Source organism: Polaromonas sp. P4_F4 (assembly GCF_056401355.1).
In genome coordinates this window covers 68,588-89,867 of the sequence record NZ_JBFUJO010000015.1, presented here as the reverse complement: position 1 = coordinate 89,867, position 21,280 = coordinate 68,588, and the positions used below count along the sequence as shown (strand labels likewise).

At 62.4% G+C, this 21,280-nt stretch carries 19 protein-coding genes; 10 read left to right on the top strand and 9 right to left on the bottom strand.

Annotated features, from left to right (window positions below; genetic code table 11):
• The first annotated feature begins 121 nt into the window (after positions 1-121).
• Positions 122-358 carry a helix-turn-helix domain-containing protein gene (locus tag AC1DUR_RS16350; RefSeq protein WP_477719770.1) on the top strand — a complete coding sequence of 79 codons (237 nt, stop codon included), beginning with the start codon at positions 122-124 and terminating at the stop codon, positions 356-358.
• A 1,111-nt stretch (positions 359-1,469) separates the two neighbouring features.
• Here the strand turns inward: AC1DUR_RS16350 and AC1DUR_RS16345 are convergent.
• Genes AC1DUR_RS16345 through AC1DUR_RS16305 form a run of 9 tightly spaced genes read right to left on the bottom strand, consistent with a single transcriptional unit; the run spans position 1,470 to position 9,896 of the window.
• Positions 1,470-2,615 carry an ABC transporter substrate-binding protein gene (locus tag AC1DUR_RS16345; protein WP_477719769.1) on the bottom strand — a complete coding sequence of 382 codons (1,146 nt, stop codon included), beginning with the start codon at positions 2,613-2,615 and terminating at the stop codon, positions 1,470-1,472.
• A 47-nt stretch (positions 2,616-2,662) separates the two neighbouring features.
• Positions 2,663-3,646, bottom strand: coding sequence for a dihydroxyacetone kinase subunit DhaK (dhaK, locus tag AC1DUR_RS16340; RefSeq protein WP_477719768.1), 984 nt, complete (start codon positions 3,644-3,646; stop codon positions 2,663-2,665).
• The gene (dhaL, locus tag AC1DUR_RS16335; RefSeq protein ID WP_477719767.1) at positions 3,643-4,281 is read right to left on the bottom strand and encodes a dihydroxyacetone kinase subunit DhaL; all 639 of its coding nucleotides are present in this window, start codon (positions 4,279-4,281) and stop codon (positions 3,643-3,645) included. The genes dhaK (AC1DUR_RS16340) and dhaL overlap by 4 nt, the downstream gene beginning before the upstream one ends.
• Positions 4,282-4,308: 27 nt before the next feature.
• Positions 4,309-5,319: an ABC transporter ATP-binding protein gene (locus AC1DUR_RS16330; RefSeq protein WP_477719766.1), complete on the bottom strand. Its 1,011-nt coding sequence runs from the start codon at positions 5,317-5,319 to the stop codon at positions 4,309-4,311.
• A complete protein-coding gene (locus AC1DUR_RS16325) occupies positions 5,312-6,421 on the bottom strand; it encodes an ABC transporter ATP-binding protein (protein ID WP_477719765.1) in 1,110 nt (369 codons plus the stop codon). The genes AC1DUR_RS16330 and AC1DUR_RS16325 overlap by 8 nt, the downstream gene beginning before the upstream one ends.
• A gap of 7 nt (positions 6,422-6,428) precedes the next feature.
• Positions 6,429-6,617: a hypothetical protein gene (locus AC1DUR_RS16320; protein WP_477719764.1), complete on the bottom strand. Its 189-nt coding sequence runs from the start codon at positions 6,615-6,617 to the stop codon at positions 6,429-6,431.
• Positions 6,614-7,561: a carbohydrate ABC transporter permease gene (locus AC1DUR_RS16315; RefSeq protein ID WP_305635827.1), complete on the bottom strand. Its 948-nt coding sequence runs from the start codon at positions 7,559-7,561 to the stop codon at positions 6,614-6,616. The genes AC1DUR_RS16320 and AC1DUR_RS16315 overlap by 4 nt, the downstream gene beginning before the upstream one ends.
• Positions 7,558-8,568 (bottom strand): carbohydrate ABC transporter permease, encoded by a 1,011-nt coding sequence (locus tag AC1DUR_RS16310; protein WP_477719763.1) that lies wholly within the window; start codon positions 8,566-8,568, stop codon positions 7,558-7,560. Before AC1DUR_RS16310 ends, AC1DUR_RS16315 begins: the two co-directional genes overlap by 4 nt.
• Positions 8,565-9,896, bottom strand: a complete 1,332-nt coding sequence (locus AC1DUR_RS16305; protein WP_477719762.1) for an ABC transporter substrate-binding protein — start codon at positions 9,894-9,896, stop codon at positions 8,565-8,567. The genes AC1DUR_RS16310 and AC1DUR_RS16305 overlap by 4 nt, the downstream gene beginning before the upstream one ends.
• Positions 9,897-10,209: 313 nt before the next feature.
• Here AC1DUR_RS16305 and AC1DUR_RS16300 point away from each other — a divergent pair, with 313 nt between their 5' ends.
• The 9 genes from AC1DUR_RS16300 (at position 10,210) to AC1DUR_RS16260 (ending at position 21,244) form a co-directional block, all read left to right on the top strand.
• On the top strand, positions 10,210-11,238 hold the full coding sequence (locus AC1DUR_RS16300) for a LacI family DNA-binding transcriptional regulator (RefSeq protein WP_477719761.1): 1,029 nt from the start codon (positions 10,210-10,212) through the stop codon (positions 11,236-11,238).
• Between the two features lie 52 nt (positions 11,239-11,290).
• A complete protein-coding gene (gene dhaK / locus AC1DUR_RS16295; protein WP_477719760.1) occupies positions 11,291-12,274 on the top strand; it encodes a dihydroxyacetone kinase subunit DhaK in 984 nt (327 codons plus the stop codon).
• Between the two features lie 381 nt (positions 12,275-12,655).
• Positions 12,656-13,915, top strand: a complete 1,260-nt coding sequence (locus AC1DUR_RS16290; RefSeq protein ID WP_477721758.1) for a sarcosine oxidase subunit beta family protein — start codon at positions 12,656-12,658, stop codon at positions 13,913-13,915.
• 1 nt (position 13,916) lies between these two features.
• The gene (locus AC1DUR_RS16285) at positions 13,917-14,225 is read left to right on the top strand and encodes a sarcosine oxidase subunit delta (protein WP_477721757.1); all 309 of its coding nucleotides are present in this window, start codon (positions 13,917-13,919) and stop codon (positions 14,223-14,225) included.
• Complete coding sequence (locus AC1DUR_RS16280; protein ID WP_477721756.1) at positions 14,222-17,218, top strand: sarcosine oxidase subunit alpha family protein; 2,997 nt, start codon at positions 14,222-14,224, stop codon at positions 17,216-17,218. Before AC1DUR_RS16285 ends, AC1DUR_RS16280 begins: the two co-directional genes overlap by 4 nt.
• Positions 17,219-17,231: 13 nt before the next feature.
• A complete protein-coding gene (locus AC1DUR_RS16275) occupies positions 17,232-17,864 on the top strand; it encodes a sarcosine oxidase subunit gamma (protein ID WP_477721755.1) in 633 nt (210 codons plus the stop codon).
• Positions 17,865-17,876: 12 nt separating this feature from the next.
• Positions 17,877-19,151: a serine hydroxymethyltransferase gene (locus AC1DUR_RS16270; RefSeq protein WP_477721754.1), complete on the top strand. Its 1,275-nt coding sequence runs from the start codon at positions 17,877-17,879 to the stop codon at positions 19,149-19,151.
• An 11-nt stretch (positions 19,152-19,162) separates the two neighbouring features.
• Complete coding sequence (locus AC1DUR_RS16265) at positions 19,163-20,134, top strand: dipeptidase (protein ID WP_477721753.1); 972 nt, start codon at positions 19,163-19,165, stop codon at positions 20,132-20,134.
• A 39-nt stretch (positions 20,135-20,173) separates the two neighbouring features.
• On the top strand, positions 20,174-21,244 hold the full coding sequence (locus AC1DUR_RS16260; protein WP_477719753.1) for an HAD family hydrolase: 1,071 nt from the start codon (positions 20,174-20,176) through the stop codon (positions 21,242-21,244).
• The last annotated feature ends 36 nt before the right edge of the window (positions 21,245-21,280 follow it).

Here is a 21,280-nt window from a genome sequence, read left to right as displayed (position 1 = left end):
GTTCAGCTGGGCGCATGGGTGGCGCCAAACAGCCAATATTTCACATTATGGTAATTATATACGAATTAGTGTTTATGCGAATAAAAGCATAAACCCGATAGTCCCTGGTGTGAAAAACACCTTGGCAAAACGTTTTGGCAGCTGCGTACGTGCGCTGCGCCTGGAGGCAGGCTTAAGCCAGGTGGAGTTTGGTGAGCGCTGCGGCTTCTATCAGACCTATTTGAGTCGCATAGAAAACGGCCAGGCCAACCCCACGCTAAACGCCGTAGAGGTCATTGCCAACGCGCTGGGCATGACCGTTTTTGACCTATTTGACGAGGTAAAAGGCACCAGCGGTGTGGGCAAGCGCCGCAGCTAGGGGTGCGTGCCAAGTAGTAATATTGCGCGCTAGGGCTGTGGTTTGGCGGCGTAAAAGTGTGCCATTTAAGCCCTTTAAAGCCAGTAAAAACAGCGGTAAAAGCAAAATTTGGGGAGCCCCGCATTTTGATGGTACTTTTGCTGGTACTTTTTAAACTAATTTAGCAAAAACCCTTATGCCTATTGGGCTATAGCCCGATTTGCGGTTACTGTTGGTGTACCACCCCAGCATCCAAAAAAATCCAAAAAGGACCAAAAACCCGCATGCCTATTGGCATTTCGGGTTTTTCATTGTCCAAGGCCGCGCAGTGAAATGCACTGGTATGCAGCCGTTTTGCTGGTGCTTTTGGTGGTACCTAAAAAAAGTACCATCAAACACTGCCACGGCACTAACCGATAGCCAGCAAGCCGGACGTGAAACACAACGCCGCGATAACCGAGCCCGAAGCATTACGCTGATCGAGTTTGAGATTGATGGATGCGCCCAAGATGCCACATCAAGCAGCGCAGTAGCGTCAAATGGATTGACTTTTTCGATCACCCAACACAGTGGCATCAACAACCGGTTGGCGTCAGATGCGTCCCTAGCAAAAGCTGTTCAATTTCTGGCTTGGCTTAACCAGCAGTTTGGTTCTACTGCACGCGGCAGGCACCTACCGGCGCTTCGGCGGCAAATCCAATCGGACGTGTAGGCCCATCTTATTCAACACCGCAAGAAGATTATTCATGCCGCAGCGGTGCGGGTACACAAGCAGGGCCTGCGATGGTCACCTCGCTAGGAGTTAGGGTGGTACGGCAGAAAAAAGACTGCGCTGGGCTGCCTTATACCCAACAAATCTAATGATTGGGCGGCCGGTATAAATGCGCCGAAGGGGGAACTGGTGCTTATATTTTCAGCTAACTGTAGCGGGGCACGACGGGCGCGGGTTACGCCTACTTGCAACGCCTGTTGCTAACAAAGTTATGCACAGCTTTTGTTTATAACCCTTACCCTGCCGCCCACAGCGGCACGCCACTTTATGCCCATGCGGTTTGCAGCCGGGGGTGGGCGTGGTCAACCTTTTTCAACCGAGTGGCCCACCAGTTCCGGGTTGGGTAACCGCCGCATCCCGCTATTTCAAAAACTTCAGCTGCTTCGAAACCACCGTCAGCTCCACAAACGATGAGGCGCTTCGCGTGACGCTGCTGAAGGCCAAAGGGAAGCCGCTGAAGTTCAAGGCCGGCATTTGTTCCAACGCCGTGCCCAAAGCCGCGGCGCTCGGCTCACGGGGTTTTGCCCGCTTCAAGGCCTCCGTCAGCCAGCGGGCGGCAATGTAGCCTTCCATGCTGGCGAAGTCGGGCTTGACCTGACTGGCGGCGCAAAAGCCCAGGAACTCGCGTGAGATCGCTGTGGTGCCACCCCACGGAAACGGCACGACCTGGGCCACGGATATTCCGACTGCGAGCTGACCCAGCTGATCGAGCAGCACCTGTCCGCCCACGGTGGACACGGTGTAGAAACTGCCGCCGAAACCAGCCTTGCGCGCAGTCCGCACGAAAGCCGCACTGGCGCTCGGGTTGGCCGCCAGGATGATGGCTTGGGGATTGGCTGCAACGAGTGCCGCCACGGCCGGGCCCACGTCGGCGCTGCCCCGGGAAACGCTGGCGCTAACGCTGCTGGCGAGCTTGGCAGCATCGGCCGCCTGGACAAACGAATCCCTGATCTCCCATCCCGCCGATTCGTATTCGAACAGCAGTGCCACCCGTGTGATGCCGGTGGAACTGGTATGCCGGATAATCTGGCGGATTTCGTCGCGGTGGCCGGCACGCAGCAGGTACACGTTGGTGTTGTCGCGTTGCCGCAGCACGTCCATGCCGCTGACCGGCGCGATGAAAGGCACGCCTTCTTCCATCGCTCCCTGCATTCCTTCGCGGTTGGCACCTGGCCCAGCGAAGCCGAAGAAACCGGCGACTCCGTGCGTGCTGGTCAGGAGCTTGGCGTTGGTGGTTGCACGCTCAACCACGCCGCCGTCATCGAGCGTAATGAGTTCGATGCGATAGCCCCCCGCGCCGCCCTGGCTGTTGGCCAAATTGAACCATCCCAACGCGGCGTCGCGGAACTGTCGCCCCACCGCACCGTTGGCGCCCTTCAGCGCGGTCGACTGGCCCAGCCGCACAACGCCATCCGCGGATGGCTTCCCGGTCGCGAGGCCCAGGATCGGCCGCGACAGCCCGGCCGCCGCCGTACAGGCCAGCGTAATGGCCTTTCTTCGGTTCATTGAGATGAGGCTCCTTTTTTTTGGCGGCCCGGGACGGGGCGGCCGACCTACCAGCGCAGCGCAGCCGTGTGCACAGGCGCATCCCACAGGGATTTCATTTCCTCGTCCAACAGGGTGACGGTCAGCGAGGCGCCGGCCATCTCCAGCGCGGTCGTGTAGTTGCCGACGAGCGACCTTGCCACCGTCAGGCCCTGGCCCTCAAGCAGTTGATTCGCGCAGTGATACAGCAGGTACAGCTCGATCAGGGGCGTGCCCCCGAAGCCGTTGACGTGCAGCAGAACCTCTGCGCCGGGCTTGGGCTGCAGGTCGCCCAGGATGGCTGCCATCAGCTCGTTGACCAGTTCCTGCGCAGGGCGCACCAGCCCGCGCCGGCGCCCGGGCTCCCCATGGATGCCCACGCCGAATTCCATCTCATCCTCGGCGATATCGAAGGTCGCCCGCCCCGCCGCCGGCACGGTACAGCTGGTGAATGCCACGCCCATCGACGCGGTACGGCTGTTGACCCGGTCTCCCAGCACCTTGCATTGATCCAGGCTGGCACCGGCCTCGGCCGCCGCGCCCACCAGCTTTTCCACGATCAGCGTGCCGGCCACGCCGCGCCGCCCGGTGCCGTGGGTCGAACGCTCCACGGCGACGTCGTCGTTGACGAGCACGGTCGCGCAGGGCTGCTGCATCATCTCCGCGGCCATCTGGAAGTTCATCACGTCGCCCGCGTAGTTCTTGACGATGAACAGCACTCCCTTGCCGCGGTCCACCGCCGCTGCGGCGGCCAGCATCTGGTCCGGCGTCGGCGAGGTGAACACCTGGCCGGGGCAGGCCGCATCGAGCATGCCTGTGCCTATAAAGCCGCAGTGAAGCGGCTCGTGGCCTGAACCACCACCGGATATCAGGGCCACCTTGAGTTGCGGCAACTGCTTGCGCGTGACGAACGTTGGATCCAGGTGCAGGGTCAGCAGGTCTCTGTGCGCGGCGGCCAGTCCTTGCAGCGATTCCTGCAGCAGTTGCTCCACATCGTTGACGAATTTTTTCACGATGCTGCTCCGACAGTCAGCATGTCGCACACAGCGAACAGCGCGACCTGACTGGTCTTCGCACCGGGGTCGATATGCCCCAGGGCGCGCTCGCCGAGGAAATGGGCCCGGCCTTTGGTCGCGATCATGTCGCGGGTGGCCAGCATGTTGAGCTCCGCTTCTTCCTTGAGGCGGGCACACAGTGTGTCAAGGTCGCATCCCTCGTCGGCCAGGCGCAGCAGCAGCCGCGAGGCGGGGATGAGCACGTCCAGCATCGTCTTCTCACCCAGGTCGGCTTTGCCGCGGCTCTTGATGGCTTCGACGCCTGCGGCCAGGGCGTGCGCGAAGTGCTTCGCATCCGGCTCGACCGAGCCTTCCAGCTCCTTGCCCATGGAGATGAAGAAGCTGCCGATCAGCGGCCCCGAGGCGCCGCCTATGGTGCTAAGCAGTTTCATTCCGATGCGATTGAACGCCTGCGCCGGCGACAGCGGCACCAGTTCGGGCGTGATCGCTGCGATGGCTTCGCAGCCGCGCCGTACGTTGATGAAGTGGTCGCCGTCGCCGATGGCACGATCCAGCGATTCGATCTGCTGCTCGTTGGTCAGGATGGCGGCATGTACCGCCTGGGCGGCCGTGATAATGTCTTGAGTGTTCATGGGGTTGGTCTCGTTAGGAATAGGGTCTCAGGCTGCAAGCCGCTTTCCGGCCTGGTCGAACAGCAGGCGCTGGCCAGCCGGAAAACGCAGGCGGATACGGGACTGGGGAGGAGGCGCAGCGCTTTGCATCAGGCGGGCGCGCACCTCAACGCCGGCGTGCTCGGCGATGACGTGATGCTTGAGCAAGGAGGACTCGATAACTGTGCACTCAAAGCCATCGTTCTCACCTGCCAGTTCCACGTCCTCGGGCCGAATGCCGACGCTGGCCGCCGCAGCCGGATGCTGGCCGACGAACCACCCCGCTGGCAGCACGTTGATCGCCGGCGAACCGAGCCGCTGCGCCACCTGCACCGACACGGGCGCCTCGTAGATCTCCTCGGGTGTGCCGATCTGCTGGATGTGTCCGGCTTCCAGGATGGCAATACGGTCGGCCAGCGTGGTGGCCTCCACCTGGTCGTGCGTCACGTAGACCACGGTGGTGCCGCTTTGGCGTTGCAGGCGCTTGAGTTCCACGCGCAGTTCCTCGCGCAGCTTCGCGTCCAGCGAAGACAGTGGTTCGTCCATCAGGTAGACACGCGGCTCCCGCACCAAGGCGCGGCCGATGGCTACGCGCTGCATTTCACCGCCCGACAGGGCCGTGGCTTTGCGCTGCAGCTTGCTTTCGATGTGCAGCGTGGCCGCGACCCGCTCCACTCGCTGCCGGATTTCCGCCTCGGGAATACGGCGCAGCGGCGCGCGCAGCGGAAACGCCAGGTTGTCGAACACTGTCAGATGCGGGTACAGCGAATACTGCTGGAAGACGAAGGCGCAATCGCGCTGGGCCGGCGCTGCGGTGGTGACGTCTTCGCCGTCCATTCGCACCAGGCCGGTCTCGGGTTGCTCCAGCCCGGCGATGATGCGCAGAGTCGTGGTTTTCCCGGCGCCACTGGGGCCAAGCAGCACGAAGAATTCGCCGTCGGCGATCTCCAGCTGCAGGTCGGTCAGCGCTGCGATGTCGCCGAAATGTTTGTGGATGCCGTGTAGGGAAATACTAGCCATGGCGCATACTCGGTTGGTGGGCGATAGTGGTGGCGCTGGGCAGCAACCGTTCAGTGGCCGCGTCGAAAAGCACCACCCGTTGGGTGTCGAAGGCGAGGCCGACCTGCTCTTGCAGGACCGGCCGCACAGACTTGTCGACCAGCACTTTCAGCGGCCCCGCATCGGTTTGCACCTCGGCGACCCAGTGCGAGCCGAAGTACTCGACATGCTGCACGCGACCACTCAGGCTGCCCTTGCCTGGCGCCTGCAGGCGCACGTGTTCGGGTCGCACGCCCAGCAGCACTGACGGGGAAGGAGCTTCGACCGTAGGTACATCAATAGTTCCGCTCGCCCCCCGCACACCGGTGTCGCCGCGGACCACGGGCGCATCGACTTTGAGCAGGTTCATCGGCGGGCGGCCGATGAATCGCGCCACAAACAGACAGGAGGGAAAGCTGTAAATGCCATGCGGGTCGTCGGCCTGGAGGATCTCGCCCTCATTCATCACCACGATGTGATCGGCCAGCGCCATCGCCTCGTTCTGGTCATGAGTAACGAACACGGTGGTCGTCTTCAGCCGGTCGTGCAGCCTGCGCAGTTCCACGCACATCAGTTCGCGGAATTCGGCGTCCAGCGTGCCCAGCGGCTCGTCCATCAGAAAGGCCTTGGGTTGGCGCACGATGGCGCGGCCCAGCGCCACGCGCTGCCGGTCACCACCGGCCAGACCGGTGACCCGCGAACCCAGCAGGTGCTCTATACGCAGGACGGCGGCGACCTCCTGCACGCGTCGGTCTATCTCGGCGCGCGACACGCCCTCATTGCGCAGGGGGAACTCCAGGTTGCCACGCACCCCCATGTGCGGATAGAGCGCGAACAACTGAAACACCATCGCAATATCGCGCTCGCGCGGCCTGAGATATGTAACGTCCTGGTCGTCCAGCGTGATGCTACCGCCCGTGGGGTACTCCAGGCCGGCGATCATCCGCAGCGTGGTCGTCTTGCCACAGCCCGAGGGGCCGAGTAGCACGACGAATTTGCCGCTTTCGAGCACCAGCGAGGAGCCGCGCACTGCGGTGAAGTCGGCAAAGCGCTTCTGCAGGTTCTGGATTCGTATTTCGCTCATGATCGCCTCAGTTTTGCGGCAGTTTGCCGGCGATGGAATAGCCGATCACGCCGGCCAGCAGCACTGTGAAGGCATAGCTGTAGACCTCGATGGACCAGGGTTGCATCAACATCACCAGGCCCAGGCCGATCAGGGTGGCTGTGCCACGTTCCCAGGGCGCGCGGCGCAGCCAGCGGGGGGATTTGCGGGACTTCATTTTCGAATGGCTCCGAAGGTCACGCCGCGCAGCAGGTGCTTGCGCAGCAACACGGTGAACACCAGCACCGGCAGCAGGAACAGCGTCGTGCCGGCTGCCATGGCGGGCCAGTCGAGACCGCCTTCGCCGATGATGGTGGGGATGAAAGGTGGCGAGGTCTGCGCCGTGCCGCTGGTGAGCAGCAGCGCGAACGCGTACTCGTTCCAGGCGAAGATCAGGCAGAAGATCGAGGTGGTGGCGATGCCGGTGGCCGCCTGCGGCAGCACCACCTTCAGGAAGGCCTGCCAACGCGTGTAGCCGTCCACCATGGCCGCCTCCTCGTACTCGCGCGGGATTTCGTCCATGAAGCCCTTGAGCAGCCACACTGCAAGCGACAGGTTCACGACGGTGTACAGCAGGATCAGGCCCAGGTGGGTGTCGTTGAGCCCCAGGTGGCGAAACATCAGGTAGATCGGGATGGCCACCGCGATCGGCGGCATCATCCGGGTGGACAAGATGAAGAACAGCCAGTCGTCCTTGCCCGGCACCCGAAAGCGCGAGAACGCATAGGCCGCCAGTGTGCCCAGTACCACCGACAGCAGGGTCGAACCAAAGCCGATCAGCAGCGAATTGAGGTAACGGTCTGAAAAGCGCGAGGGGCCGGCCAGGATCATCTGCTGTTCACGGACCAGGCCTTCGTACCAGCTCGTAGCCGGTGGTTGCGCCGCCAGTTCTTCTGCGGACACGCGTGAGCGTGTGGTGAACAGGTTGACGTAGCCAATCAGGGATGCCTCGGCCACCACCTTGGGCGGATAGGCAATGGCATCCTGCGGGGTGCGCAGGCTCGTCATGAAAATCCACGCCAACGGGACCAGCGAGATGATGGTGTAGGTGATGACCAGGACGCCGGCGAACCATTTGGCGAGTGACGTCGGCTCCAGCGGGCTGTGGGGGATGGTTTTCATCTCTGTTTCACCTTGTCCAGGAAACGCACCGTCACGAGCGACATGCCGTAGATCGCGACGAAAAGGATGATGGCGAAGGCCGAGCTGTAGCCGGTGCGCCATTTCTCGAAAGCCTCGCGCTTGAGGTGGATCGATGCCAGCTCGGTCACCGAGCCGGGGCCGCCATTGGTGAGGTTGTCCACCAGGTCGAACATCTTGAAGTTCTCGATCGAGCGGAACAGCAGTGCCAGGATGATGAAGGGCATGACCATCGGCAGCGTGATGCGCCAGAATTTGGTCCACTCCGAGGCACGGTCGATCTCGGCCGCCTCGTACAGATAGGGCGGGATGGAGCGCAGCCCGGCCAGCAGCAACAGCATCACGTAAGGCGTCCACATCCAGGTGTCCACCAGCACGATGGCCCAGGGCGAAAGCTGCGTGTCGCCCAGCATGGTGAAGTTGCCGGCGCCGCCGAAGAGGCGCGCGATGGCGTTGAAGATGCCGTACTGCGGCTCGAAAAAATACTTCCAGAAGGTGCCGACCACTGCCGGCGCCAGCATCATGGGCAGCAGGATCGCGGTGCTCCAGAAGCTGTGCGACCTGAACTTGCGGTTCAGCAGCAGGGCCAATGCGAAGCCCAGCAGTAGTTGCAGGGCAATCGACCAACACAGGAAGTGCGCCGTGGTGCGCATGTTCTCCCAGATTGCCTCATCGCCAAGTACGCGCTGGTAGTTGGACAAGCCCAGCCACACCACTTCTGCATTGGGCCGGTTGGCACGGAAGTTGGTGAATGAGAGATAGATCGTCCACAGCAACGGGAAGATGTTGAAGGCCAGCAGCAGCAGGATAGTGGGGCCCACGAAGAGCCAGGCTAGCGCCCGGTCTGACAGCCCCCGCAAGGCCAGGAGCGGACGCTGCACTGACGCGGCGGAGGCGGCCCGATGGGCGGGGCCTACCGGTTCCGGGAGATTAGCGCTGGGTACCGCTGCAGGCGGCGGTACCCATTGCGTGAATTCCGTGGATTTCACTTGATTTTCCCGTCTTCCTTGAACACCTGGATCCAGTCCTTCAGAAGCGCGTCCAGAGCGGTGTTGGGCGTGCCTTTGCCGGCGACCACGTACTCATGTACACGGTTCTGCATGGCCAGCAAAAGCTGCGCATAGGTGGGCTCGGCCCAGAAGTCCTTGACGATCTTCATGGAGTCCAGGAACACCTTGGCGTATGGCGTGCTGGTCTCGAAACCCGGGGCTTCCAGAATGGACTTCATGCAGGTGAAGCCGCCGCCGTCCCACCACTTTTTCTGAATGGCAGGCTGCGCGAACCACTTCATGTACTGCAGCGCCATGTCCTTCTTGTCGGAGTACTTCACCACCGAGATACCCTGACCGCCGAGCTGCGCGAACTGCTTGTCGCCCTTGGGGATGGGGAAGAAGCCGGTCTTCTCGCCACCGACCTGCGGGTCCTTGGAGATACCAGGGAAGAAGGCGATGAAGTTCATCTGCATCGCTACCTGGCCCGACTTGTAGGCGTCCAGGTCCTCGGTCATGTAGGCGTTGCCGTGACCGGGCGGCACGCAACAGTCATACATGTCCTTGTAGAACTTCAGGCCCTTCACGGCGCCGGGGCCGTTGATGTAGCCGTTCATGTCGTATGGCTTCTTCGGGTTGTCGTACTCCATCCCGTAGGCGTACATGGTGTTGGTGACGCCCATCGTGATGCCTTCTGAGCCGCGCTCGGTGTACAGCGCGGCGCCGTAAACCTTCTTGCCATCAATGACACGATTCTGGAAGAACTGGCCGATCTGCTTGAACTCGTCCCAGGTCTTGGGCGGGGCCAGCTCGCGGCCATGCTTGCTCTTGAACTCGGCCTGCAACTCGGGGCGGGCGAACCAGTCCTTGCGGTAGGTGAAGGCCACGGCATCGCCCATGGCCGGCAGCGCCCAATAGTTCTTCGTGCCCTTGGGCCAGGTCGAATAGCCCTCAACCGTCGCCGGCATGAAGTCGCTCATCTTGATGGCGTTCTTGTCGAAAAAGTCGTTGAGCTTGACGTAGTGGCCTTCGGTGGCGGCCGAACCGATCCACTGGCTGTCGCCGATCAGCAGGTCGCACAGTTTGCCCTTGGAGTTGAGCTCGTTGAGCATGCGCTGGGCGAAATTCGGCCAGGGCACGAACTCGTATTTCATCTGGATACCGGTCTTGGCGGTGAAGTCTTTCGACAGTTCCACCAGCGCGTTGGCCGGGTCCCAGGCGGCCCAGCACAGGGTCAGCTGCTTGTCCTGCGCGCTTGCACCCAGCGCTGTCAATCCCAGTGCAGCCCCGGCCAGCAGGCGCCAGAGGGTTGATTTGGCTTTGCTCATGTGTTCGTCTCCTTACGGTGCGTGGCGGGCCACGCTTGGGTTGCAAATGGAAGCGGCGATTCGGGTGCATCTGCCCGCTTGTTTTTTCGGCCTCATCCGCCGATCAGCCCAGGTCATTGACCGGTCTGATGTGATTGATGGTAATCACATCATTTAATGCATCAATCAATAGAAACCCTAATAGATGAATATTCCAGACATTTACGAGGCTGCTCTGCCTCTGCTGATCGAAATTGAGGTACATTCTTGGCAGGAAGGGCGGCCGAAAGATTGATTTATTTAAAATCACCTTGGCCGCAAACCCATCGATTCAATGGCAGCCACCATCAACCAGATAGCAGAAGCTGCGGGCGTAAGTACCGCCACGGTTGATCGCGTTCTGAACAATCGACCGGGCGTCAACCCGGCAACGGTGGATCGGGTCCGCACAGTGATGCAGGCGCTCGGTGCCGCCACTCCAGCCCGCGGCCGCCCACGGTCCACGCCCAACTACCGCTTCGGGTTTGTGTTGCCCGCTTCGCGGCGCGGTTTTTTCGACATCATCGACCGCGTCGTCGCCCAGGCCGCCGGTGATTTCAGGCACCAGCACATCACTGAAATCACCCATCGCCTGCCGAACCAGGACGGCGCGGACTTCGCTCAGGAACTGGCCAAGATGACCGATCTGGACGGCATCGCCCTGCTGGCGCCTGATGTGCCGCAGGTCAAGCTGGCCATCAATGAACTGGCTCGAAGCGGCGTGCATGTGGTCACCCTGTTTTCCGACGTCGCCGGTTCGCTGCGCGAGACCTTTGTTGGCGCGGACAACCGCGCAGCCGGGCGGACTGCGGGCATCTTGCTGGGCCGCTGCCTGCCGCGCGACGAGCCCGGGCGCTGCGCCATGCTGTCGCCGGCTACACGATTCGCCGCCGAGATCGACCGGCGCATCGGCTTTGCTCAAGTGCTGGAGGAGCGGTTTCCCAACGCCCGGCTGATCGAGCTGTCCGACATGCCAGAATCGGAAGACCAGGCCTACACATTTGCGCGACAATTCCTCGATCCGGCTCAGACCGATGGGAAGTTGCACGCCCTGTACAACTTGGGCCCGGGCTCGCATGGCGTCAGCCGCGCCCTGCAGGAGTTAGGTTACGACAGCTCGCTGGGATTCGTGGTGCACGACCTGCTGGAGATGCACCGCTCGCTGCTGGTGGCCAACGTCGTCTCTTATGTGCTGCAGCAGGACGTGTACTACGCAATCATGACCGCCGCCAAGGTATTGCGGCTGCTTTGCGAAGACGTGCGCGGCGCGCTGGCCGTGAGCAACCCCCGGATAGAAATCATCACTGCGGAGAACCTCGCGTGACAAGGCACGCCCGCAGTGACCATAATCGGCCCACTATCCACTACGAGCCGCGATGAAGAAATTCACCAACCTCCCGAGCGACCTCGTGTTTGAAAGCCTGCTGGGGTTCGGGGCCGCCCATGCCCAGCTGGTGGCCGTGCATCTGGACCCGCTGTTCGTCACGCGCAAGAACCCCACGCCGTCCAAGGTAGCGCTGATCTCCGGCGGTGGATCGGGCCACGAGCCGCTCCACACCGGCTTCGTCGGCACCGGGATGCTCGACGCCGCCTGTCCCGGGCAGGTGTTCACCTCGCCGACGCCCAACCAGATGCTGGCTGCGGCCAAGGCCGTCGGCGGCGAGGCGGGTGTACTTTTCATTGTCAAGAACTACGCCGGCGACTTGATGAATTTCCAGATAGCCATGGACATGATGGACAGCGAATACGCCTGGGTCCTGGTCAACGACGACGTATCGGTCGACTCGGCCGGGCATCCCACGGGCCGCCGCGGCGTTGCCGGAACGCTGGTGGTCGAGAAGATGGTCGGCGCGGCTGCGGAGCGCGGCGCCGACCTGGCCGCCTGCAAGCACCTGGGTGACCGCGTGAACGCCTGCACTGCCTCCATGGGGGTGGCTTTCAGCAGCTGCACCGTGCCGGAGGCGGGCGTGCCGACTTTTGAGATCGGCCCTGACGAAATGGAGATCGGCGTGGGCATTCATGGCGAACCCGGGCGCCGGCGCGGGGCGTTCCAATCCGCTACCGCTATCGTTGACGAGCTGATGGACGAGATCCTGAAAGACTTGAACCCGAAGCAGGGGCAGGAGGTGCTGCTGTTCGTCAACGGCCTCGGCGGAACGCCGTTGATGGAGCTTTACCTGCTGTACCAGCTGGCCAGCGAGCGCCTAAGCCATGCCGGCCTAGTTCCGGCGCGGTCGCTGGTCGGCAACTACACCACTTCGCTTGAAATGGCCGGCGCTTCCCTGACCGTAACGCTACTGAACGAAGAGCTGAAGGCGCTTTGGGATGCTCCGGTGACAACGCCGGCCTTGCGTTGGTAGTGATTCTCCGGATGCGATCGGCTTGTGGTGACGCACCTACAAGGGATCGCCACGCAACTTGATCGATAGGGTTGACTGGGGTTCCTCACTGACGGATCGCAGGGCACATTCATTGATGGAAATCATCTAGGCCAACTGCCTGCTACCGCCCAATAGCGTTATCACAACGTTCAGTCCAAGGGCTCTCGACAAGGCCAGTGATGTGTACGGAGTCATAGGCCGATTTTCAACAATCCGTCAGTGCCATCCGGTAAATCTCAAAAATCACCAAACTCGACATCATGTCGAATTTGAGCAAGTGCGCGTCTGCCCGGCGCAAGTTGGCGTACCAGGGACATCCAACAATGGACGCAGATTCATTGGACCCCCTCACGAGCGACTATGCGCGGCCAAAACTACTCTCTCTGGAGCCTGCTCAAGCACGGCTTCAAAAACCACCAAACCTGGGAACCTGCCTGGGAGCGGGTGGCGTTAAAGGCATCCTACGACGTGGTGATCGTCGGCGGCGGCGGGCACGGCTTGGCCACGGCCTACTACCTGGCCAAGAACCACCCGCAGGTCGGCAAGATCGCAGTGCTGGAAAAAGGCTACCTGGGCGGCGGCAACACCGCGCGCAATACCACCATCGTTCGCTCCAACTACCTGTGGGACGAATCGGCCGCCATCTATGAGCATTCGCTCAAGCTGTGGGAAGGCCTGACCGAGGACCTGAACTTCAACGTGATGTTCAGCCAGCGCGGCGTGTTCAACCTGGGCCATACCCTGCAGGACATGCGCGACATCGAGCGCCGGGTCAACGCCAACGCGCTGCAAGGCATTGACGCCCATGTGCTGAATGCGCAGGAAGTGAAAGAAAAGATTCCCCAGCTTGACTGCAGCCGCAGCCGCCGCTTCCCAGTGCTAGGTGCCAGCTGGCAGCCGCGCGCCGGCATCGCCCACCACGACGCCGTGGCGCGCGGCTTTGCCCGCGCCGCCAGCCGCCTGGGCGTGGATCTGATCGAGGGCTGCGAAGTCATCGGCATGGACATAGCAGGCGGCAAGATCCGCGGCCTGCAAACCAACCTGGGCGCCATCAAGACCGACCGCGTGGGTTGCGTGGCCGCCGGCCATTCGTCGGTGCTGGCCAAGATGGCTGGCCTGCGCATGCCGCTGGAAAGCCATCCGCTGCAGGCCTTTGTGTCCGAATCGATGCAGCGCGTGATTGACACCGTGATCATGTCCAACGCAGTCCATGGCTACCTCAGCCAGTCCGACAAGGGCGAACTGGTGATCGGCGCCGGCATCGACAGCTACCTGGGCTACGGCCAGCGCGGCAGCCCGCACGTGATCGAACACACGGCCGCCGCCATCATCGAACTGTTCCCCCAGTTCTCCCGCGTGCGCATGAACCGCCAATGGGGCGGCATTGTGGACGTGACGCCGGACGCCTGCCCGATCATCTCCAAGACCTCGGTGCAAGGTCTGTTCTTCAACTGCGGCTGGGGCACCGGCGGCTTCAAGGCCACGCCGGGCTCGGGCCATGTATTTGCCGACATGCTGGCAAGAGGTGAGCCCAACGCCCTCGCCAAATCCTTCTCCGTGGACCGCTTCCACACCGGTCACCTCATCGACGAACACGGCGCCGCAGGCGTCGCCCACTGATATGTTTTTATTGCACTGCCCCCACTGCGGCGAAACGCGGGACGAAGAAGAGTTCAACAATGCCGGTGAAGCCTATATCCCCCGCCCGCTCCAGCCCGAAGCCGTAGACGACGCCACCTGGGGCGACTATGTTTTCATGCGCAGGAACACCAAGGGCTGGTTCTGGGAACAATGGCAGCACACCGCGGCCTGCCGCAAGGTGTTTGCCGTGAAGCGCAACACCGCCACCTACGAAATCGCCGGCACCTGGACCCTGGCCGAAGGCAAGGCCTTGTTTCTGGCCGACATGGCCAAGGAGCAAACGGCATGAGCGGCACACGGGTACCCCAGACCGGCACGCGCATCGATGCCACGCGCACGGTCAAGTTCACCTTCGACGGCCGCGACTACACCGGCCACCCCGGCGACACGCTGGCCTCCGCCCTGCTGGCGCACGGCGTACGCCGCATGGCGCGCAGCTTCAAGTACGGCCGTCCGCGCGGCATCATCGGCGCCGGTGCGGAAGAACCGAATGCACTGGTGCAGCTGGGCGTGGGCGCGCTGACCACGCCGAACGTCAAGGCCACCCAGGCCGAGCTGTATGACGGCCTGAGCGCCCGCTCCACCTCGGGCTGGCCCTCGCTGGACTTCGATCTGAAGTCGGTGCTGGGCCAGGGCTCGCGCTTCATGCCGGCCGGCTTCTACAGCAAGACCTTCAAATGGCCGCAAAAGCTCTGGCCGCTGTATGAAACCGTGATCCGCAAGTTCGCCGGCTTCGGCGACGCACCGACCGAACCCGATCCCGAGAACTACGACCACCTGCACCACCACGTGGACGTGCTGGTCGTCGGCGGCGGCGCCTGCGGCCTGCTGGCCGCGCTGCAGGCCGGTCGCGCCGGGCTCAAGACCGTGTTGCTGGACGAACAAAACGAACTCGGCGGCTGGCTGCTGTCCGACCCGCATGCACAAATCGATGGCCGCAACAGCGATGCCTATATCCGCTCGGTGCAAGCTGCCCTGGCCGGCATGCCGCATGTGACGGTGCTGGCTCGCACCACCGCCTTCGGCATGTACGAGCAGAACCTGGTACAGGCCGTGGAACTGCTGCAGGACCATATCGCGCCAGAGCAGCGCCAGGCCCATCTGCCACGCCACCGCATGCACAAGATCCGCGCCCACCATGTGGTGCTGGCCACCGGCGCCATCGAACGCCCGCTGGTGTTTGGCAACAACGACCTGCCCGGCGTGATGACCGTCTCGGCGGGCCAGACCTTTCTGCACCGCTACGGCGTGCGCGTCGGCCAGCGCGTGGTGATCTGCGGCACCAGCGACCTGGTCCACGACTGCGCCGAAGGCCTGGCCAAGGCCGGCGCCACCGTCACGGTCGCCGATGTGCGCCATGGCGCGGTGGCGCGCAACAGCAGCTACACGGTGATGGCCGGCCACGGCATTGCCGAAGTCACCGGCGGCAGCGAAGTCAAGGGCGTCAAACTGGTGCCCCTGCATGCCACCCGCGACGAAGTGGCCGGCACCGGAACCTTCATCGCCTGCGATGTGGTGCTGAGCTCCGGCGGCCTGTCACCCACGGTGCACCTGTTCTGCCACGATGGCAGCCGCCCGCAATGGGATGAATCGGTAGCGGCCTTTGTAGCGCCACGCACCGGCCGCAAAGGCGTGGCCTGCGTGGGCGCGGTCACCGGTGCGTTCGAGCTGGCGGATGCGCTGGCGCAAACCACCGAAGTCATGGAGAAACTGCTGAAAGCCTGTGGCAAGGACGAACTGCTGCAAGCCCCGCTGTGCGTGCAGCCCAAGCGCCTGGCGGCCCGCCCGATGTTCCGCTTGCCCGACGGCAAGGCTGAAGGCGTCGGCGCCAAGGCCTTTGTCGACTACCAGAACGACGTCAGCGCCGCCGACATCGAACTGGCGGTGCGCGAGAACTACCACTCGATCGAGCACGTCAAGCGCTACACCGCGCTGGGCTTCGGCACCGACCAGGGCAAGCTGTCCAACGTCAACGGCTTCGTCATCACCGCCCGCGCGCTGAAGCGCCCGGTGAACGAGGTTGGCACCACCACCTACCGCCCGGCCTACACGCCGGTGAGCCTGGGCGCGCTGGCCGGGACCATGACCGGAGAGCTGTTTGACCCGAACCGCTACAGCGCCATCCACGCCTCCCACGTGGCACGCGGTGCGGCACTGGAGCCAGTCGGCCAGTGGCAACGCCCCTGGTACTTTGCGAAGCCCGGTGAAGACCTACACGCCGCAGTCGCCCGCGAATGCCTGGCGGCCCGCAATGGCGTGGCGGTAATGGACGCGTCAACCCTGGGCAAGATCCAGATCGACGGCCCGGATGCGCGCGAATTCCTGAACCGCATCTACGCCAACGCCTGGACCCAGCTGGCCGTCGGCAAATGCCGCTACGGCCTGATGCTGGACGAAAACGGCATGGTGATGGACGACGGCGTGACCGCCTGCATTCAGCAAAACCAGTTCTACATGACCACCACCACCGGCGGCGCGGCCCGGGTGCTGAACTGGCTGGAGCGCTGGCACCAGACCGAATGGCCCGAACTCAAGGTATGGATGACCTCGGTGACCGATCATTGGTCCACCATCGCCCTGGTGGGACCCAAGTCCCGCGCGGTGCTGGCCAAGCTGTGCTCCGACATTGACCTCTCGCCCGACAACTTCAAGTTTATGGACTGGCGTGCGGGCACAGTATGTGGCCTGCCCGTCCGCGTGTTCCGCATCAGCTTCTCGGGCGAGTTGTCGTATGAGTTGAACGTCGAATCCGGCTACGGTCACGCGCTGTGGGAGGCCGTGATGGCCGCCGGTGCCGGGTTCGACATCACGCCTTACGGCACCGAAACCATGCACGTGCTGCGCGCCGAAAAAGGCTTCATCATCGTTGGCCAAGACACCGATGGCTCGATGAGCCCGCTGGATCTGGACATGGCCTGGGCCGTCGGCATGAAGAAGCCGTTCAGCTTCCTGGGCAAGCGCTCGCTGGCGCGCAGCGACACGGCCCGCGAAGGCCGCAAGCAACTGGTAGGGCTGTTGCCCGAAGACCCGGCCAGTGTGCTGGTCGAAGGTGCGCAAATCATGGAGAGCGCCACCACAGGCGCGACCAACCAGATGCTGGGCCATGTGACTTCCAGCTACCACAGCGCCTTCCTGGGCCGCTCCATCGCCATGGCCGTCGTCGCCGGTGGTCTGCAGCGCAAAGAGCAAACCCTGTATGTGCACGCTCACGGCAAGGTCACGCCCGTCAAGGTCGGCGGCAGCGTATTCGTGGATGTGAAAGGTGATCGTCAAAATGTTTAATCCGCCAAATGTGATGCTGAAATCCGCTCTGCACGCCTTTGACCTGCCTACCCGCGTAGCAACGCCCACCAGAGAGAGCCGGGTGATCATGAGTGAGCTGCCCCACATGGGCTACATCGTGCTGCGCGGCAAGGCCGACGACACGGCTTTCATGCAAGGCGTAGCCGGTGTACTGGGCCAGGCCCTGCCGACCCAGCCGATGACGGTTTTATCCACCAGCGCCGGTGCGGTGCTGTGGGTCTCGCCCGACGAATGGCTGCTGGTCTGCAAGCGTTCGACCCGCAATGCGCTGCTGATCGCGCTGACCAGCGCGCTCCAAGATGTGTTCGCCCAGGTGGTGGACAACAGCGGCGGCCTGACGGCGCTGCGCATCACCGGGCCCGACCACATGCTGCTGCTGCGCCAGCTCGGCCCTTACGACTACGAGAGCCTGGCCGTGGGCCGCTGCGCCAGTACCGTGGCTTCCAAGACCGGCTTCACCGTGGTGCGTACCGACACCGCCGGTGTGGTCCTCGTGTTCCGCCGCAGCTTCGCCGATTACACCTGGCGCTTGCTGGAACGCACCGCCAAGCCTTACCACCTGTGCATCACCAGCCCGGTGCAATGCGTCGACCCGATTTTCACCCCCTTGTTCGAAATCGTTTGAGGACTCTCCCCCATGACAACTGAAAACTTCTTCTCCGTGGGCGTGGCACAGGCCGATGCAGCGGTCAACACAGCCATGAGCCACGAACTGCAGCGCCAGCGCGACCAGATCGAACTCATCGCCTCGGAGAACATCGTCTCCCAGGCCGTGCTCGAAGCCCAAGGCTCGGTGCTGACCAACAAGTACGCCGAAGGCTACCCGGGCAAGCGCTACTACGGCGGCTGCGAGCATGTGGACGTGGTCGAGGCCCTGGCCATCGAGCGCCTATGCAAGCTGTTTGGTTGCGAATTCGCCAATGTGCAGCCCCACTCCGGTGCGCAGGCCAACACCGCGGTGATGCTGGCGCTGGTGCAGCCTGGCGACACGGTGCTGGGCATGTCGCTATCGGCTGGCGGCCATCTGACGCACGGTGCCAAGCCGGCGCTGTCCGGAAAATGGTTCAAGGCGGTGCAATACGGCGTGCGCCGCGCCGATTCGCTGATCGACTATGACGAAGTCGAGGCCTTGGCCGTCGAGCACAAGCCCAAACTCATCATTGCGGGCTTTTCCGCCTACCCGCGCACCATCGACTGGGCGCGCTTCCGCGCGATTGCTGACAAGGTCGGCGCATTCCTGATGGTAGACATGGCCCACGTGGCCGGCCTGGTGGCCACCGGCGTCTACCCCAGCCCGGTGCCGCACGCTCATGTGACGACTTCCACCACCCACAAAACCCTGCGCGGCCCGCGTGGCGGCGTGGTGCTGACCAATGACGCAGAGATCGCCAAGAAGATCAACTCCGCTGTGTTTCCCGGCTCGCAAGGCGGCCCGTTGATGCACGTGATCGCCGCCAAGGCCGTGGCGTTTGGCGAGGCACTGCAGCCCAGCTTCAAGGCCTACACCCAGCAGGTGGTTGCCAATGCAAAGGCCTTGGGCGCAGTGCTCAAGGCCGGCGGCCTGGACCTGGTGACGGGCGGCACCGATAACCATTTGTTGCTGGTCGATTTGCGGCCTCTGGGTCTGAAGGGCAACCAGACTGAAGTGGCGCTGGAACGTGCGGGCATTACCTGCAACAAGAACGGCATCCCGTTTGACGATGAAAAGCCCACCGTCACCTCCGGCATCCGCGTCGGCACGGCCGCAGGCACCACGCGCGGCTTTGGCTTGGCCGAGTTTGAAGAGGTCGGGCGTCTCATGCTCGAAGTCTTCAACAGTCTGAAAACCAACCCCGCCGGCGACGCAACAGTAGAAGCCTCGGTCTACGTCCGCGTCAAAGCCCTGACAGCCCGCTTCCCTCTCTACGCTTGAAAGAACCCACCATGAGCACCCTGCACCAAGACGCATTGATCATCGACGGCCTCATTATTTCCAAGTGGGACCGCTCGGTGTTTGAAGACATGAAAAAAGGCGGCATCAGCGCTGCCAACTGCACTGTCTCGGTGTGGGAAGACTTCAAGGGCACGGTGGCCAACATAGCCCAGATGAAGCGGCTGATCCGCGACAACAGCGACCTGCTGACCCTGGCGCGCACCACCGCAGATATCGAGCAGGCCAAGAAGGACGGCAAAACCGGCATCGTGCTGGGCTTCCAGAACGCCCATGCGTTCGAAGATCAGTTGGGCTACATCGAGGCCTTCCACGACATGGGCGTGCGCGTGGTTCAGCTCTGCTACAACACGCAAAACCTGATCGGCACCGGCTGCTACGAGCGCGATGGCGGCCTGTCGGGCTACGGCCACGAGGTAGTGGCCGAGATGAACCGCGTAGGCATCATGGTCGACTTGTCGCACGTGGGTGCCAAGACCTCCGAAGAAGCCATACTGGCGTCCAGGAAACCAGTCACCTATTCGCATTGCCTGCCTGCAGGCTTGAAAGAGCACCCGCGCAACAAGAACGACGAACAACTCAAGTTCATTGCCGACCACGGCGGCTTCATCGGCGTGACCATGTTCCCGCCTTTTCTCAAGCGTGGCATTGAAGCCACGGTGGACGACTACGTGGAAGCGCTGGACTACGTGATTAACCTGGTCGGCGAAGACTGCGTGGGCGTGGGCACCGACTTCACCCAAGGCTATGGCGACGAGTTCTTCGAGTGGCTGACACACGACAAGGGCACCAACCGCCGCCTCACAAAATTTGGCACCGTGCAAAACCCGCTGGGCATCCGCACCATCGGCGAAATGCCCAACCTCACCGCCGCGATGGAGCGGGCGGGCTGGTCGACTGGCCGCATCACCAAGGTGATGGGGCGGAACTGGTTGCGTGTGTTTGGTGAAGTCTGGGGCGCCTGATCCGCGCTGTTTTTCATTGATTCCAAAAGGAGTATTGCAATGTTGAAGAGGACGAATCTGGCCAAATGGTTGGCTGCCGGGGCGATGAGCCTGGCACTGCTGGTTTCAGCGCAGGCCGAGACTGCATTGAAGCATTGGCCACCCGAAGCGGCTGCGCAGCTGGATGCCTTGATCCAGGCAAACGCCCACAAAGGCGCATTTGCCGTGTTCGACGCCGACAACACCAGCTACAACAATGATCTTGAAGAATCCTTGCTGCCCTTTCTGGAAATGAAGGGCATTTTGAGCCGCGACAAACTCGACCCCGCGCTGAAGCTGATTCCGTTCAAGGACATTGATGGCCACAAGGAGAGCCTCAACAGCTATTACTACCGCCTCTGCGAGATCGACGACCAGGTCTGTTACCCCTGGGTGGCCCAGGTATTTTCGGGCTACACCCTGCGTGAGCTCAAGGGCTGGCTCGATGAAATGCTGGCTGCAGGCAAACCTATTCCGGCCACGTATTACGAGGGCACGACGGTCAAGACCGTTGCGGTCAAGCCGCCGAAGTTCTACACAGGCATGCAGGAGCTCTACAACCGGTTGATGGAAAACGGCATTGAGGTGTACGTGATGAGTGCGGCCAGCGAGGAGTTGGTGCGCATGATCGTGGCCGACCCCAAGCATGGCTACAACGCCAAGCCGCAAAACGTCATCGGTGTCGGCTTGCTGCTCAAAGACCGCAAGACCGGTGAAGTTACCAACGCACGCAAGCTCATTTTGGAGAAAAAATATAACCAGGCCGCCTTGCTGGACCATGAACTGACATCTTATCTATGGGCACCGATGACCTGGTTTGAAGGCAAGCAGGCTGCCATTTACACCTACATCGACGAGTGGAAAAAGCCCATTCTGGTTGCGGGCGACACCCCCGTCAGTGACGGCCCGATGCTGTTTCGCGGCACCGATGTAGAGCGTGGTGGTCTGCGCGTGTGGGTAAACCGCAAAGACAAGTACCTGGTGCAGATCCAGGCCATGCAGAAAAAACACGCCGAAGCCCAGAAGGCCCAAGGCCTGCCGGTGACGGCCGACCGCAACTGGATCGTGGTGAAACCAGACCAGATTCAGTAAGCCTGCGATAGCCCCATCAACAAGGTGATGGGGCGG

Excerpts from the sequence above, each read along its gene's own strand:
- AC1DUR_RS16345 (WP_477719769.1), bottom strand. The coding sequence starts at position 2,615 with ATGAACCGAAGAAAGGCCATTACGCTGGCCTGTACGGCGGCGGCCGGG.
- dhaL (WP_477719767.1), bottom strand. The coding sequence starts at position 4,281 with ATGAACACTCAAGACATTATCACGGCCGCCCAGGCGGTACATGCCGCC.
- AC1DUR_RS16330 (WP_477719766.1), bottom strand. The coding sequence starts at position 5,319 with ATGGCTAGTATTTCCCTACACGGCATCCACAAACATTTCGGCGACATC.
- AC1DUR_RS16325 (WP_477719765.1), bottom strand. The coding sequence starts at position 6,421 with ATGAGCGAAATACGAATCCAGAACCTGCAGAAGCGCTTTGCCGACTTC.
- AC1DUR_RS16320 (WP_477719764.1), bottom strand. The coding sequence starts at position 6,617 with ATGAAGTCCCGCAAATCCCCCCGCTGGCTGCGCCGCGCGCCCTGGGAA.
- AC1DUR_RS16315 (WP_305635827.1), bottom strand. The coding sequence starts at position 7,561 with ATGAAAACCATCCCCCACAGCCCGCTGGAGCCGACGTCACTCGCCAAA.
- AC1DUR_RS16305 (WP_477719762.1), bottom strand. The coding sequence starts at position 9,896 with ATGAGCAAAGCCAAATCAACCCTCTGGCGCCTGCTGGCCGGGGCTGCA.
- AC1DUR_RS16300 (WP_477719761.1), top strand. The coding sequence starts at position 10,210 with ATGGCAGCCACCATCAACCAGATAGCAGAAGCTGCGGGCGTAAGTACC.
- dhaK (WP_477719760.1), top strand. The coding sequence starts at position 11,291 with ATGAAGAAATTCACCAACCTCCCGAGCGACCTCGTGTTTGAAAGCCTG.
- AC1DUR_RS16290 (WP_477721758.1), top strand. The coding sequence starts at position 12,656 with ATGCGCGGCCAAAACTACTCTCTCTGGAGCCTGCTCAAGCACGGCTTC.
- AC1DUR_RS16285 (WP_477721757.1), top strand. The coding sequence starts at position 13,917 with ATGTTTTTATTGCACTGCCCCCACTGCGGCGAAACGCGGGACGAAGAA.
- AC1DUR_RS16280 (WP_477721756.1), top strand. The coding sequence starts at position 14,222 with ATGAGCGGCACACGGGTACCCCAGACCGGCACGCGCATCGATGCCACG.
- AC1DUR_RS16275 (WP_477721755.1), top strand. The coding sequence starts at position 17,232 with ATGCTGAAATCCGCTCTGCACGCCTTTGACCTGCCTACCCGCGTAGCA.
- AC1DUR_RS16270 (WP_477721754.1), top strand. The coding sequence starts at position 17,877 with ATGACAACTGAAAACTTCTTCTCCGTGGGCGTGGCACAGGCCGATGCA.
- AC1DUR_RS16265 (WP_477721753.1), top strand. The coding sequence starts at position 19,163 with ATGAGCACCCTGCACCAAGACGCATTGATCATCGACGGCCTCATTATT.
- AC1DUR_RS16260 (WP_477719753.1), top strand. The coding sequence starts at position 20,174 with ATGTTGAAGAGGACGAATCTGGCCAAATGGTTGGCTGCCGGGGCGATG.